The 15334-nt window shown below is 31.1% G+C and carries 13 protein-coding genes and 1 tRNA gene; 1 reads left to right on the top strand and 13 read right to left on the bottom strand.

Annotation, left to right across the window (positions count from 1 at the left end; all coding sequences use genetic code 11):
- Positions 1 to 31: 31 nt before the first annotated feature.
- From LX78_RS07805 to LX78_RS07780, 6 genes are read right to left on the bottom strand one after another with little or no spacing between them, the layout of a single operon-like run.
- Complete coding sequence (locus tag LX78_RS07805) at positions 32 to 1321, bottom strand: hemolysin family protein (RefSeq protein ID WP_109682105.1); 1290 nt, start codon at positions 1319 to 1321, stop codon at positions 32 to 34.
- Positions 1321 to 1515, bottom strand: a complete 195-nt coding sequence (locus LX78_RS07800; RefSeq protein WP_109682104.1) for a hypothetical protein — start codon at positions 1513 to 1515, stop codon at positions 1321 to 1323. The genes LX78_RS07805 and LX78_RS07800 overlap by 1 nt, the downstream gene beginning before the upstream one ends.
- A 38-nt stretch (positions 1516 to 1553) precedes the next feature.
- Positions 1554 to 2108 (bottom strand): LPS export ABC transporter periplasmic protein LptC, encoded by a 555-nt coding sequence (gene lptC / locus LX78_RS07795; protein ID WP_109682103.1) that lies wholly within the window; start codon positions 2106 to 2108, stop codon positions 1554 to 1556.
- On the bottom strand, positions 2108 to 3490 hold the full coding sequence (locus LX78_RS07790) for a tetratricopeptide repeat protein (protein ID WP_109682102.1): 1383 nt from the start codon (positions 3488 to 3490) through the stop codon (positions 2108 to 2110). Before LX78_RS07790 ends, lptC begins: the two co-directional genes overlap by 1 nt.
- A 17-nt stretch (positions 3491 to 3507) precedes the next feature.
- Entirely contained in the window at positions 3508 to 4827 is a 1320-nt protein-coding gene (locus LX78_RS07785) for an outer membrane protein transport protein (RefSeq protein ID WP_109682101.1), read from the bottom strand.
- Positions 4824 to 5555, bottom strand: a complete 732-nt coding sequence (locus tag LX78_RS07780; RefSeq protein ID WP_170109822.1) for a type III pantothenate kinase — start codon at positions 5553 to 5555, stop codon at positions 4824 to 4826. The genes LX78_RS07785 and LX78_RS07780 overlap by 4 nt, the downstream gene beginning before the upstream one ends.
- A 101-nt stretch (positions 5556 to 5656) precedes the next feature.
- On the opposite strand from LX78_RS07780, the gene LX78_RS07775 reads away from it, so the two are divergent.
- Positions 5657 to 5732: transfer RNA gene (locus tag LX78_RS07775), tRNA-Phe, on the top strand.
- A gap of 254 nt (positions 5733 to 5986) precedes the next feature.
- Here the strand turns inward: LX78_RS07775 and LX78_RS07770 are convergent.
- From LX78_RS07770 to LX78_RS07740, 7 genes are all read right to left on the bottom strand, one after another.
- Positions 5987 to 6655 (bottom strand): hypothetical protein, encoded by a 669-nt coding sequence (locus LX78_RS07770; protein WP_146192551.1) that lies wholly within the window; start codon positions 6653 to 6655, stop codon positions 5987 to 5989.
- A gap of 17 nt (positions 6656 to 6672) precedes the next feature.
- Entirely contained in the window at positions 6673 to 7071 is a 399-nt protein-coding gene (locus LX78_RS07765) for a hypothetical protein (RefSeq protein WP_109682098.1), read from the bottom strand.
- A 38-nt stretch (positions 7072 to 7109) separates the two neighbouring features.
- Positions 7110 to 7367: a hypothetical protein gene (locus LX78_RS07760; protein ID WP_109682097.1), complete on the bottom strand. Its 258-nt coding sequence runs from the start codon at positions 7365 to 7367 to the stop codon at positions 7110 to 7112.
- 52 nt (positions 7368 to 7419) lie between these two features.
- Complete coding sequence (locus LX78_RS07755; protein WP_109682096.1) at positions 7420 to 8070, bottom strand: hypothetical protein; 651 nt, start codon at positions 8068 to 8070, stop codon at positions 7420 to 7422.
- Between the two features lie 37 nt (positions 8071 to 8107).
- Positions 8108 to 9871 carry a hypothetical protein gene (locus LX78_RS07750; protein ID WP_109682095.1) on the bottom strand — a complete coding sequence of 588 codons (1764 nt, stop codon included), beginning with the start codon at positions 9869 to 9871 and terminating at the stop codon, positions 8108 to 8110.
- A gap of 108 nt (positions 9872 to 9979) precedes the next feature.
- A complete protein-coding gene (locus tag LX78_RS07745; protein WP_109682094.1) occupies positions 9980 to 13420 on the bottom strand; it encodes a DEAD/DEAH box helicase family protein in 3441 nt (1146 codons plus the stop codon).
- A 116-nt stretch (positions 13421 to 13536) separates the two neighbouring features.
- Positions 13537 to 15333, bottom strand: coding sequence for a GmrSD restriction endonuclease domain-containing protein (locus LX78_RS07740; RefSeq protein WP_109682093.1), 1797 nt, complete (start codon positions 15331 to 15333; stop codon positions 13537 to 13539).
- Position 15334: the final 1 nt, after the last annotated feature.

Below are 15334 nucleotides of genomic sequence, written 5' to 3'. Positions count from 1 at the left end.
ATGACGCATTAATTCTATTAAGGTTAGGAATTTAGTCGGAGTCTAATATTTTAAGTTCTACTAAATCGATTTTAGTATTAGAAACTTCGAGAATTGTAAAAAGAAATCTATCTATTTTAACAATTTCGTTTTGTTGAGGAATTTCCTCAGTATAATCGACTATTAAGCCTCCAAGTGTTTCGTAGTTTTCGCTTTCTGGTAGATTTATCTTAAAGGTTTCGTTTAGGTAATCAACCTCCAGCCTTGCTGAAAACTTATATAAATCGTCTTCAAGTTTTTCTTCTGTTAAAACAATTGTATCGTGTTCATCTTCAATTTCACCAAAAAGCTCTTCAACAATATCTTCAACGGTTAAAATACCAGACGTCCCACCATATTCGTCTAAAACTACAGCCATACTTTTTCGCTTCTTAATTAAAATACTTAAAATGTCTTTAATTAGCATCGTTTCTGGAACAAATTCTACTGGAACCAAGATGGATTTAAGGTTTTTTGGTTTTTTAAAAAGCTCGAAAGAATGGACATATCCCAATATATCATCTATAGTTTCTTTATATATTAAAATTTTAGAAAACCCAGTTTCTGTAAAAAGTCCATTTAAATTTTTTGATGATTCGGTAACATCTACAGCAGTAATTTCAGTTCGAGGTATCATAACCTCTCTTGCTTTTACTTCTGAAAACTCTAGGGCATTTTGAAAAATTTGAATTTCGGTATCTATATCGTCATGTTCTTCTACAGACTCCATTTGTTCACTAATATAATTGACTAGTTCTATTTTTGAAAAAACTAACTGTATCTGGTCTCCTTCGGTTTTAAAGAATTTTTTAAGAACAAAATCTGAAATCCAAATAACAAAATCTGAAATAAAAGTAAAAAACACATAAAACACATAAGCAGGAATTGCTAATAGTTTTAGAAATGAATTAGCATAAATTTGAAAAAATACTTTTGGTAAAAATTCTGCAGTAATTAAAATAATAATTGTAGAAATAATAGTTTGAGTTAAAAGACTAAAATCTACCAGTAAAAAATTAATAACGTGAGAACTTGAAGGAAGAAACGTATGAAACCAATCTACTAATAAATCTCCCATAAAAAATCCATAAATAACCAATGCAATATTGTTTCCAATAAGCATAGTTGCTATAAATTTAGATGGCCTAACAGTTAATTTGGTTAGTACTTTTGCAAGAATGCCTTGTTGCTTTTTTTCTATTTCTATGTGAATTTTATTTGAAGACACATAAGCAATCTCCATTCCTGAGAAAAAAGCAGACAAGATTAATGATACTATAATAATAATGACATCTGGGTTCATTATTTATTATCTCCTTTATTTTCGAATTTTTTGTTGAATCTCTTTCTAAAGAAAAACATAAAAACTGCTGCTCCTGCTAATAATAAAGACGTATATTCTATAGTACTAGATTCTATATATTTTGAAATAACATCATACAAGAAGATAATTGCAAACAGCAAATAGGCATATTGAAAAAACTTAAATATTTTCATTTGAATCGTTTAAAAAATGATTGTGTAAAGATACTGAATTATTCGTCAAGTGTAATGATACCATCAATTTCTAAAACTTCAGCTTTTGTAAATTTTACATCGGAATCGAAACCTTTACCATTTATAACATCTTGGCCTGTTCTAAAGGTTACAGGTTTGTTGGTAAAAAGCCATTCTCTGTTTTGGTCGTAGTAAAGTTGTTCTGCAAATAAGGTGTCTTTATTTGTTGAAGAAAGCACCACATTGCCTTGTAAATCTATAATTCCTGTTTTGTCGTAAACAATGGCATAATCTGCAATGACATTACTTTTTTGGTTTTGCTCGTCGAATAAATCTAAATCTATGCCATCTGGAAATTCGTTAAAAACAAAATTTCTATTAGAATAATCTAACATTTTAGGGCTTTTTAAATTGGCAGTTACACGACCAGAATCTGTGTATTTTAAATCTATATGTTCTGCAACACCAATAGGTTCGTTTTCTGATATACCTATTTTTTTAACTTCTTCGAAGTTGTTTTTACATGAAAAAAACATAGTCACAGCAATTGCTGTGACTATGTAATTAGTTTTATGTAAAAATGTTTTAATCATTATAAACTAGGTACTGTAACACTAGCTCCAATCCAACATCCAATATTGATTTTTTGCCCAGCATTACCTTCGCTAAAAATCTCAGATTTTTGTGGCGCTTTAGCTCTATAACTAGCTGCCGATTGCGCTGCTGCACTTGTTAAAGTTGGATCTACACGTCCTGCTTTTTCAGCTTCGTCTGCTGCTAACCAAAATACAGCTCTTTTATTAAAGTTTGTATCTCCACAGTTATTTGCGCTTCTATTATACATATCTGCAATTTTTAAATGTGGTCTTCCATTTGATGGATTGAACTTTAAAGCATTTCTAAAGTAACCTCTAGCAGGCCCATAACTTCCTTTCGCTTTTAATTTATCTCCAATTTTTTCATAAAGCTTCGCTTTCTTGAAACTATCAGATTCTAAACTAATTGCTTGTTCGTAAAACTTAATAGCTTCAGAAGTTTTCCCTTCTTTGTCTTTTAAGATTCCTAAGTAATAAGCTGAATTAGCTGAAGGACTTAAATTATGATATGCATTTACTAATTTAAAGAATAACGGATCGTCTGTACATTCTTTAGCAGACATATTACCTGCAGCTCTTTGTAACCAAACAGCATTTGATTTATTTGCTTCAAAATCTTTAGTATATAATGGAATTAGGTTTTCACAATTAGCTCTTGAACCTAATTTACTATCAATACTTCCGGCTATTTGATCGTAAGCCTTTAAATAACTTTCATAATATTTTTTATAACTTTTCTCTTTACTAGTTAATGCTGTACCTGCATCTTCTTTTTCAATAAGCGCATTTAAACTTTCAGAATAGTTACCTACTTCTTGTTCTACTTTTTCTACAACATCATCATATTTATTAAACAATTCTGAAGCAGATTTTTCTCCAGCATCATATAAATCTACCATTAATGAAAAATAAGTATAAAGAGATTTAGGATTAGTAAAAGTATCTGGATCTGATTTATAAGCTGCATCAAAACACGCATATAATTCTCCATCTGTTTTCTTTAACAACTCTTTATTATCATACATTAACTGACAAGCTTTTGCAGCATACTCACCTGTTGGAGTTTTACTAGCAAAATGTTGACTACGCTCTTCCCATAGTTTCATTAAATCGTTTAAGTAAGCAACTTTTTCGGACCCAGTAGTATTCTCAATTTTATAATCTAAAATATCCTCACCATAAGTATATATAGCTCTGTTTAATTGTGGACATTTAGTTCTAACTTTCATCCAAGTATCAAATGCAGCATCATAATTTTTTGCTTTTGCATATTCAGAGAATATAGACAAATTAGTCATACATTCTTCGTCTTGTTGTGCGTTAACAACATTGAATCCTAAAAACAGCATAAGAGCTAATAATGTAATCTTTGTTTTCATAATATCAAGTTTATTGTTTAATTAAATTTTCTTTTTTGGAACCATCTATCATTAAATGACAAACTAAGTTGGAATTTTATAAAATTCTCTTGAATAAGATTTTGATTGGTTGTTCCTTTTTTTCCAAACTCTACTCCAAAATTTGCATTAGAGAATGCGTTCCCTATTGGTAAACCTACTCCAAAAGATATGCCAAACTCATTTATAGCTTCGTCATTAATATTTAACCCAGTTTCTTCGAACCTTATTCCTGCTCTATAAACAACTCTTTTTAAATAGCTTGAAAAAGAATTATAATCTGGTATAAAAAATCCACCTAGTGAAAAAGAAGATGCATTTGTATATTTTACATTTCCTGCAGAATCGCTTGATTCGTATAAAACGTTTTTAAATTGACTTGTATTTAACAACGTATATTCTAATCCTACAAACCATCTGTTAGGCTGGCCTATTCCTGTGCCAACTGAAAGTTTTGCTGGAAGAGCTAACTCTGTTTGTTTTAAATTTTGTGCAGCAAGATCTGCTTCTATTGAATTAACAACATACTCGTCTCCATTAGAAGCATTAATTGTAATTGTGTTGAAAGTTCTTGAGTTTTTAGAAGTAAGATTCGTTTTTGGTCTATAAGTTAAACTTGACGTTAATTCAAAACCATTTGCTAAAACTGTTTTGTAAATAGCTCCAAAATTTAATGTTATACCTGCTAAATCTGAATTATTATCTTCTCTAGTTTGGTATTGAGCTAAATCACCTTCGTTTGTATAAACATACTGAATAGTATTATTTTTAATATTACCAAAGTTAAAACCAAAATCAACACCTAAGCTTAATTTATTGTTTACTAAATATCCTAAAGACGTATAAGCTTTATTTACACCACCTTTTCCTCTAAATTGACTGTAGAGTTCGCTATCATCATTTAAAGTTTCTAGTTTATAACCAACCGAAGTATAGGGAATAAGCCCAAGCCCAAGCCCAAATTTACCAATTGGGAAAGACATAGCTATATAATCTAAAGTGGTTGAATTTACTTCATCTGTCCCATTGTCACTTTTTAATTTCGCATTAGTATGACCTCCACCTATTGCAAATTTAACAGGTCTAGATTCATTATTATAAATGGCTAAATTTTTTGAAGCGTAAGAAGCTGGATTGCTTAAATTAACATGGATACTATCTGAGTATACAGTTATTCCTCCCATACTTCTATTTTCAACTGTTCCTTTAAATTTTAAGCTACCTATTCCGTAAAAAGAATAAGGAGAAGCAGTTCCTTCCTGAGCGTAACTTTGAATTGCAAACATTGCAATAAAAACTAATACAAGTTTTTTAATCATTCGGCTTTATTAAATTGTAAAATATGGTTCAATCCTTGTAAAAGGAAATTTGAGTTGGCAAATATGCTACTTTTTAATTGTTTAGACAAAAAATTAGCGTCTCCACCTGTTAAAATAACTGTTAAATCTGAATATTTATGCATATATTGATTAATTGCTCCTTCAATTTCGCTTAAAACACCAAAAACAACGCCTGAATGAATGGCATCTCCTGTCGTGTCTCCAATAAAGTGTTCAGGTAATTTTGTTTCTAATAACGGTAAATTAGCTGTTAAATTATTTAAAGATTTATAACGCATTCTTATTCCTGGAGAAATAGCTCCTCCTAAATAAGTGTTTTCCTTAGATATAAAATCGAATGTAATACAAGTTCCAGCATCTATTACAAGTACATTTTTTTGTGGAAACAGTTTTACAGCTCCACTAACTAGAGCTAATCTATCTACACCTAGGGTTTTTGGAGTCTTGTATTTGTTTTGAAATGGTAATTTTGTTTCTGAATCTAAAACGAGAACATGAATTGATTTTTGAATCAATTTGTAGTCATCTTTATTTAAATTCCCAACAGACGAAATAATACAATCTTTAATTTTACTGTACTTTTTCAGTATATTCTTAAATTCTTTTTCGAAATTAAATACCTCTGTTGAAGTTTGAAACACAATCTCATCTTCCTGAAAAACAGCAAACTTAACAAATGTATTCCCTACGTCTATTACTAAATCCATACTTATATTAATGGCTGTAAATTTACAAAACCATTTTTTATTTATTTTCTTTTGGCGAATAATAAAAATGAATATATATTTGCATCCGCAATTATGCGACTGGTGCCTTAGCTCAGTTGGTAGAGCAATGGACTGAAAATCCATGTGTCCCTGGTTCGATTCCTGGAGGCACCACCAAAAACCCCTGAAAACACAGTGTTTTAAGGGGTTTTACTTTTTTTAGTGACAACATAAGTGACGACATACTCATTAAATTTCACGCTTTTACGATAAGAGCTTTTTTAAAGATCCACAGAATAATTGGCCATATTATAATAACAATGCATCGTTCTTTATTGCATAATTGCTCATTTTCATCTTTTTCAAAACTATTTTCTTGAATATATGCGTCAATTTCAGAAGACAGAAACTAATAAAAGTCCCGATAATTATTAATCAGGCTTAAACAAATCTATTATTCTCTCCAGTTCTTTTAAAAATTCTGTTTCTTTTGTTGAATCGATAAAAATACAATCAGTAATGTCTGCATCTAGCACACCTTCACCTTGTGCAGAATATAATCCAAATGTTCCATCTAAAAAAACAGGCTCTCGAAAAAGCTTCCCATCTAATTCAAACCATTTGTTAGTAAAATCAGATAATGCTTTAGAACACACTATTTCATGAAATTCACTGTATTCATCTTTAACAAAATCAGCACCTATTTCAATTAAATCATTCTTTTGAGGTTTTGAGTTGCTCGGATTTTCATATTGAATTAAATCTCTCTTTTTATTGATTTTTCCATCAGGAATATTCTTATCAAAGAAACTTTTAGCATGGCCATAACTGTCTGGCATTTCGTGATTGAAATATTCATAATAGTATCTTTTTACAAATTCCACACATTGATATTCTAACCCAATATTATATCCATTTTTTGTATTTCTTTTAACTACATTTCCTACGTTACCATTGTAATAGACGTAAACGCCATTTAGGCTATCAATTTTTTGACCTGTTTCAAAATTATGGATCAATCTTCTAATATTTGTAGTTTTATATACTATAAAGCCACTAATTAAAAGTAAAATGATAATTATCTTTTTCATAACACTCATGGCCTATGTTTAGTGACTTATTTTGTTATAATTCTGGGATCAATTAATTCTGAATTTTCAAACATGATTGTTTCGTCCATATATTCAATAACAACTCTATTTTGTTCAAATTTATTCATCAAGGAATTGGTTAAATTTTCAATCTCAAATTTTAGTATTTTCACTTCTAAAGGGAATTTCGGATAGTTTATGAAATTTAAATTTAGATGTGGTTCGACTTGACCACTTAAAACAATCTCACAATCACTTAAAGAAACGCTTAAAATAACATCTTTTTCTTTAAGTAATTGATTTTGATAATCTTGTATGAATGTAATTATTGCCGATTTATTTATTGTCTTTTGAGTATAACCTATTTCAAGTCCTAAAGTGACTTTAGCGGAAAAAGGTTGTATAGCTGTTTTTTTTAAATTCATATCGTTTTTTTTATAAATGTAGTAGGTTCTTTAATGATCTAAATTTCTTTGATTATTTTACAATTTACAATTTTGACTTTATTCGTATAAGACATGGAATTTTCATGGCCAATTTCGCTATAATCAATTTTTCTTCTTATGAGTTCTTCCCTCATTGCATCCATAAATCCTTGAATAGCAAAATTGAAATACTTAATACCAACTTTGCAGTTAAATTCTTCAACTAATTCATTGTCAGTTAAATTTTTAAATTGCTGGAGGTATTTTTGTTTGTACTGGGATGAGTTTGTGATCATTGGATTTGATTTAACTTATTATATATGTTTTATTCCCATTTGGATCTATCATCTATTCTAATAATGCGTCTATTTTTGTAGCTAAATAGCCCTTATGTTTTTTCATTCCGAAAATTACTTTATCGCCTCTATGCTCGATAATCTTTGGTTCAAATTTGAGTTTATGTGGCTCGTGCTTTTCAAAGTATTTAATTAGAAGCATTTGATAATAACCAATAGAAAACTGTGGTTGATTTTCTAGGCGCCATTCCAGATAAGTTTCCCAATCTTCGATTTCTCTGTACCAGACAAAATTACCTTCCCGGGTAATTATACTTCCAAGCCATTCTACATCTTCCATTCCAGGGATATCTTTGTCTAATAATGGTGAAACATATCCATTTGCACCTTTTATGAGTTGTTCATATCCCAGGACAAAATCGTCATATTGCTTGAAGCCTAGAGGTTTTAAGGTTGTATAAATTAAATGATGTAGTCTGTCATGTGGTTGCACCATTTCATTTAAAATATATAATTTCCCATTCGTTTTTCCCCACAGATTATACTTGGCTACAAAATCGGCTAAATCGCCAAATTTTTTGTTGATGCTATCAACATTAAATATTAGATATGAAAATTCTACATTAAGAATTTCCTTATCTGAATAATGTATATACATTTTTGTTTCTTCCATATTAATTGGTATTCCTTCTTTGGTCTTCATCTCTAAAAATAAATATTAAACAGAGTATTAATTACAGTTATGCTGCCTCGTTATTATCATACATGGAATTGTTTTGTACGCTTGTCTCTTGATTACGCCATTCTTTCTTTCCAGATTGAATGATTTTTATTCCAGTAAAACCTAAGGTATTACGAACATCATCGCAAGGGTAATTGCTGATTAAAATTCCATATTGATATTGGATTTTTTTAAAGAAGATATTTCCAAAATCTGAAGCTAAATTGCATTCCCAGTTTTTATATACACGATTACTAGCTTGATTATAACCAGAAGCTATACGTACCGTTACTCCTTTCTGATTGAAGCGAACCCCTTTTGTAGAAACATTGTAAAAGGTTGATTCGAAATAATCCAGTAGGCGATGGTAAGCATCGTTATCAATAAATGACAGAGCCTCACGGCCTTTTTCACTTAATAGTTGCTCATAGGTCCATGTTTCTATTTGTTCAACAGGGATGAATGAACCTTCCACTTGTGTTTTTACAAACTTTGTATGTGTGCTCAAGCCTTTCACATTGTTGTTTAACAAGTTGTTACGCCATTCATCATCAGCAAAAATCTCCCAGTCTTGTTCAAATTGTGCATAATGTTCTAAAAGACCTCTACTCGCCATCAATTTGAAGTTCCGGTTAGCATGGTATCCGCAGAAACGACCAGTGATGCCTTGCGCACCATTAGCTAGTTGTTTATCTCTTGGTTCAATACCGAAACGAACTTTCTCTTTAAGAATGCCTAAATCTTTACCGGCTGTAAGTGCTTGTACAATTATAAGAACTACTCGTTGCCCTCTTTTTAGAATTAAATCTGAAAGCTCTTTTATTCCTTCATTAATACTAAAGTCACAAGCTACATCTGAGCCAATAAGAATTGTAGTACACTTATTTTTATATTGCTTTTTCAACAATCTCCTTAATTCAATTGCTCTTGAAGTATTTGATTCTCTTATGATGCCCAATCCACTTTCAAACGTGTTTAAATAGTTTACATATTCTTCAGTTTTTGGATGAACATTGTAGATCTCCTCACCATCAACATCTTGTGCTTGAATTGGTCTAAATCCTTCAGGAATATCTTCAATAACATTATCTTCTAGCATTTCAGAAATTCCATAATATTCTGGTGGACGAACCCCAACAATCACATCGACATCTGTGGCTCCTGTAAATTGAGCATCTAAAATATCATAAGGGGTTGCACTAACTGCTAAAAGTTTAATATCTGGAATACGACATCTTAGCTCTGCAAAAAAGGCTAACTCGAAAGAAGACTCTACACCAGAACCGTATTGATCCTCATCGCGAACTATCAATTGCACATCATATTCATTTACGATTTTGTGAGGATTCGGATGATTAAAGAAATCACTCATTTTCATAACCTTTAATACAGAAGGTTTCATATCACCAGAAATACAATCATAATATTCACGTTCTAACACACGGCAATTTTGGTCGTATAAGTCTGTATCTCTCATACTCGTTACAAATAAAATAGACTCAAATTCCTTAATTAGACCTATTGCTGGTAATACGTAATTACATAAAAAGTAAATAGTCCCAGATTTTCCACTTTGCATTGAAGCAACAAAAGCCATGTTTTGATTTCCTTCTTTTACAGAAAGTCCTATACGTAAGGCGTTAATAATTTGGTTTGGAAAAATCCCAGTTCTTTTAGAACTTCGTAACGTATCTACGATGTTATCTTCAAGGGATTGAGGTGCGTCTAATTGCTGAAGAAGTGTTTCTATTTCAGCATTCCAGAAATTTTGATATGAAGTCATAATTACAGTATTTAAGATTTATACTGCAATGATACAATAGAACTATGCAGTGTAATCGCACAGTTTAAAATCATCTTTAAGTTTTAATGGGAAAGCTCAATTTAATGATTAGCCAATATTTCCATTCACATTATCAATAATCGAAACGATTTTTCTAACATTATGATCGTCAAATAAACCAATGATACCATCATCGCTTGCTTCATTAAAAGGTGGTTGTGTCAATAGCTTTTTATCTAATGTACCGTTATGGTTTAGGTAGTTAATTAGAGTTTGTATAAAAGTTATTTGAACTGGTTTTAAATTTTCATCTTCAATAAAGTTGGCAAACAGCATATTAACCGTTTCAATATCTAAGCCTACTACGCTTCTAATGAATCTACCTAAAGGCTGTTCTCCATATTCATTCTGGTATTCCTCTTTTGTTCCTAATTCTTCATTAAATAAAAATGTTTCTAAAAGCTCTAGTTCTTTAGGTGTAATTGGGATGTTTTTATAAAGCTTATCGATTACCAAATGAGATTTGTTTTTTCTAATAAACGACTCTACTCTATCTTTATAGCTTTTTAACCTAGAATAGGTTGGCATAATATCTATTTCCTTTACCTTATGTAGTTGTATCTCATCTGCAAAGTCTGTGTACACAGTATTTACCTGTTCTTTTTCAATAAACTTTAATAAATCTCTTAATTCAACTCGTAAATTTTCTGCAATATTGACATTCGTATTTCTCCAAAACTCTTCTTCTTGAATCTGCCTAATTAAACCAAGTTTTTCATTTACTTTTGGGATATTTCTTTTCTTATATAGGTTTTTTGCTATGTTGTAAATTTGCTTGACATAAGTTTCTTCAGCCTTTTTATTGCCAGAAAGGATGACTAATTGAAAGTTTAAAACAAGCAAATCGAATCTTTTAGCTAATTCATTATCTTCTTCATTATAAGCTCCAAGACCAGAAAGATTTGCACTTAAATCATGGACATCTCCAATGCTTAAATTATCCCAACGATTTCTAATTTTAAATTCTGTAACCAAATTCCAATGCTTTCTGACTTCAAATCTATCTTGATTAAGATTACTAATAGCATCATGCAACTGATTGGTATAATTAACAGCCAAAGCATCTTCTTCTTGTGTCGATTCTGGATTATCTCTAATGGTCATTAACACATTTAATTTAGCTTCAAATATTTTTTCAGATAATGATTTTGAATTAGTGGCTTTAATACCATCTGGAAATTCATTAAAAAAACTAAAATTATCGCAAATATCGAAAATCATGAAATACTCCTTATCCATACCAGGACCAAACAAATCAAATCTTAACCTAGTACCACGTCCAATCATTTGCCAGAATTTAGCATAGGATTTTACCTGTTTAAAAAACACCAAATTGACTACTCTAGGTGCATCTACACCTGTATCCATCATATCTACTGATACTGCTATTTGTGGTTCTAATTCTTTTTTGTCTTCACAAAACTTTTCTAGAATGTCTTGTGCTTTGGATTCGTAATTATCAATTACTCTCAAAAATTTACCTGACCATTCTGGATAATTTTTATTAAATCTATCTTCAATAAAAACAGCATGTTTGTGATTTTTTGCAAAAATTATAGTCTTGCCAAGTTTATCACCACCTTCAACTTTTATTCCATGGTTCATTAGATAATCCAATACTACATCAACAGTTTCATTATTAAACAAAAACTTATTTATAGCTGATTTACTAATTTCAATATCTTCTTCGTCACCTGATGCACCATCTATAAATGTTTCTTCAAACTTTAATTTATCTGCTTCAGATAGCTCACTGTATTTTATCCCTTCATGTACAAATTTCACTGGTACATCTATGGCTTTAGGTGGTACCAAAAACTTGTCTTGAACGGCTTGATTTAATTCATAAGCAAAGGTTGGGTTGTCATCTTCAATATTAAATAATGAATAGGTATTATGATCAATATCTTTTTTGGGCGTTGCTGTTAAACCTATTAAAATGGAATCAAAATACTCGAAAATGGCACGATACTTTTGATAAACAGACCTATGAGCTTCATCAATGATTATCACATCGAAATGACCTGCACCATAAAACCTGCCATCATCATTTTTCAAGCTATCTATACGGTTCATTATGGTTGGGTAAGTAGAGAAAACAAGACGTGTTCCATTATCCTCTTTTTCTTTAGTTAAGTCAATAGCACTTAAATGAGGCACATGTTCTTTAAAAGCATTTTTAGCCTGTGTAACTAAAGCATTTCTATCTGCTAAAAATAATACACGTTTTGCCCAATTACTTTTAGTTAACATATCTACAATTGCAGCAGACACTCTAGTTTTACCACTTCCAGTTGCCATAACTAAAAGTGCCTCTCTATTTTTTCCTTTTAATTCACCCTGATTGGTCACTACCAAAGCTTCTGCAACACGCTTTATTGCCTCTAACTGATAAGGTCTTCCTGATATCTCTCTATTAACTTGAAACTGCCTTAAATCCTTTCTAGTACTCCTACGCTCAATAAGATATTGAAGCTCATCTTTAGTATAAAACCCACTTACTGGACGTTCAGGATAAAACAAATCATCCCATACGTGCGTGTCAAACCCATTGGTATAGAAAACGATTGGGCGTTGCCCTGTCATTTGTTCTAAACAATTGGCATATAAAAAAGCTTGATGCTTTCCCTTTTTAGGGTCGTGAAGTGTCTTTTTAGCTTCTACTACTGCTAAAGGCATTCCGTTGTCATCCCACAGCACATAATCTACATATCCTATTCCTGAAGGATTAACAGATACAGGCATTCCAGTGACTTTATATTCTAAGTCTCTACCTTGTTTCAAATCATCCCAACCAGCTTCTTTAAGCAACACATCAATAAATAACTTTCGTGTTTCAGTTTCAGAAGTTAACATTGGTACAACCTCTTCAAAATCCACTTCAATCTGACGCTCTACTTTACGCTCTTTTAATTCCTTTTGTTGTTGCTCAACTTGTAATTTTAGCAAGTTGTTTTCCTTTTGCAGTTCAATGGCTTTTTCAAGTTGCTGCTTCTTTTCAGACAACAACTTTTCAATAGCATCAGATTTTTCCTGAAGTTCTTTTGATGTTTTATCATTTACTTCTCCAGTTGGAATAAGCGCTTCATTAAACATTGGTAGAGTGGGACTTTCTTCATTGTAATTAATCCCAACAAATGATAATAATCTAAATACACTTCTAAGACATATAAGAGCCTCTTTGTTATTTACTCTTTTACCATGAGCAGCAGCATTCCCAATCTTTCTAACTAATGTTAACTCGTTAAGTAAGGAGTCTTTTATATCATGTTTAAAATCATCATGATACATTAAAGCAGCTAATGTTGTGTCGTAAGGTCTTTCATAATCTGGATCATTATCATACAACCAATTTACCGTTAACTCTAATACTATCCTACATTGTAACGCAGCATATTTAGGAGCTTTAAACACATACTTTTCTGCCTCGACAGATTGCTTGTATAGCTCTGGGAAATCTGCTTTAATAAAATCAAAATTATTTTGCATAGACTTAATTTAGGACAAACATAGTTCTTATGTGTGCAGTCTTTGTGCACATATAATATCAGCTATTACATACTTAAGGAGTGTTAAATATAAATAATGCATTTGTTTTAACCACTTTAAAGACTAAAATAATAGTCTTTCATTTTATTTGCCATTAACTTTCTTCTTGATAAAAGAAACTCGTCATAACTATCAATATTCATTGTAAAAATAACTTCTGGAATACAGTTCTGAATTAAGTTTGTTTTCAGTTCACCTAACTCATTTATGCCTCCATACTTTAATAAACCACTATTACACTGTTCTAATATCTCACCGAAATAGACATTTGGTGCTTTTGCCCCAACTTTAATATTTACTTCTTGTTGCATATAAACATAGTTGGCAATTTGATTGTATTTCCCTCTAGGTAATCCAGCATTTTTCAGATAGTTTCTTGGAAAAATATGATGTATATCTCCTCTATACGTAATTAAATCACCGACTGTGATTTCTTTTGATAAGAAGCCTTTATCATTAGCTCGAATTTGACTTGCTAGATATACATGAAAATAAGGGCTACTTGTTACTGAGGTATTTAAACTTTGAACTAACGAAGCATTCCAAAAGGCTTCTGATAACTCTCCATCTTCCTTCTCTTTTAAATAATCCTTAAATGACTTCAATTCAATTTGTCTTATATCGAAATCAAACATAGATTCTGGTGAGCCAGAATAGCGACCAGTTAATACAGAATATGCATACCACTTACGAACATAGGTTTCTATATTCGCTGGATTCTCACCTTGTGCTTTTAATTTTAGATACACTATATAGGCAAAGTTTATAGCATTTTGAGAACGAATCATCTTAGATGAAATGAATCCAGCAGATTTAATAATCATAACAAAACGTTTGAAGTTTGTTTCATTCATGAAATGATATACACCATCAGACAATTTCTTAAATGATGCTTCTGCAATTTCTTCCTCATACGTTCTAGTTTCAAAGTTTCTCCCAGAAAGTAAGCTAACTAAATCTGATAGCTTACCTCTATTGAACTGTGTTGTAAAAGCAACTCTCAAAACATCTGTATACTTTGGGTCATACAAATCTTCATTTTCATTTTTCAACCATGACATCTTTTGGAAATAATCAGTTTTAGAAAAGTCTGTATCATGGTCTGCAATAAACTGATAAAACTCTGGCGCAACAGCTAAATGACTAAAGTAATCTATGGCTTTACGTAGTTCTTGACCTCCATAAGTATCATTAGCAGCTATCTTACTCATTGCAAAGTCCGCTTGACTTAAAATAACACCCTGTGAATTAATACGAATAAATATCTCAGTTACGGTTTCTATATCTAACTCCCCATCGAGATCTATTAAACCAATTTGTTTTTTTGCTAAGTTGAACAGTTTGTTAATGGCACTAACAATATCATTTTGGTCTAAATCTGGGTTATTATTTATAAAGTCATTAGTAAAATTAAAAGAGTTTATTTCTCCACTTAGCACTTTTGATATGTCTGGAATCCATTGTTTGTCTTTAACAATTACTGGTGTTTGCACAGCGAACTTTTCTTTAATAGGATTAAAGGCTATTTTTATTTTAATACGCTTGTAATTTTTGTCAATAACATAGTTCCCTAAAATAGCAGCTGTTAGTGCAGTAACACGTTGTTGACCATCAATTAGTATCTTTTTACCTTCGGAAGTAGAGCCATCTTTAAGTCTAATATTTGGATTTCGCCATGTAATAATATAGCCAATTGGGTACCCTTGATACAAACTGTCCATGAGGTCACGTACTTTAGCTCCATCCCAAACAAAAGGACGTTGGATTTCTGGAATAGCTATTTCACCACTCTTAACCCAAGCTAATAGGGTTTCTATTAGATGTTGATTGACGTTATATTTTTGTATGTCCATA

The organism is Xanthomarina spongicola, assembly GCF_003148645.1.
Taxonomy (GTDB): Bacteria; Bacteroidota; Bacteroidia; order Flavobacteriales; family Flavobacteriaceae; genus Xanthomarina; species Xanthomarina spongicola.
The sequence above is the reverse complement of the archived record's forward strand: the minus strand, read 5'-3'. Positions and strand labels throughout refer to the sequence as shown.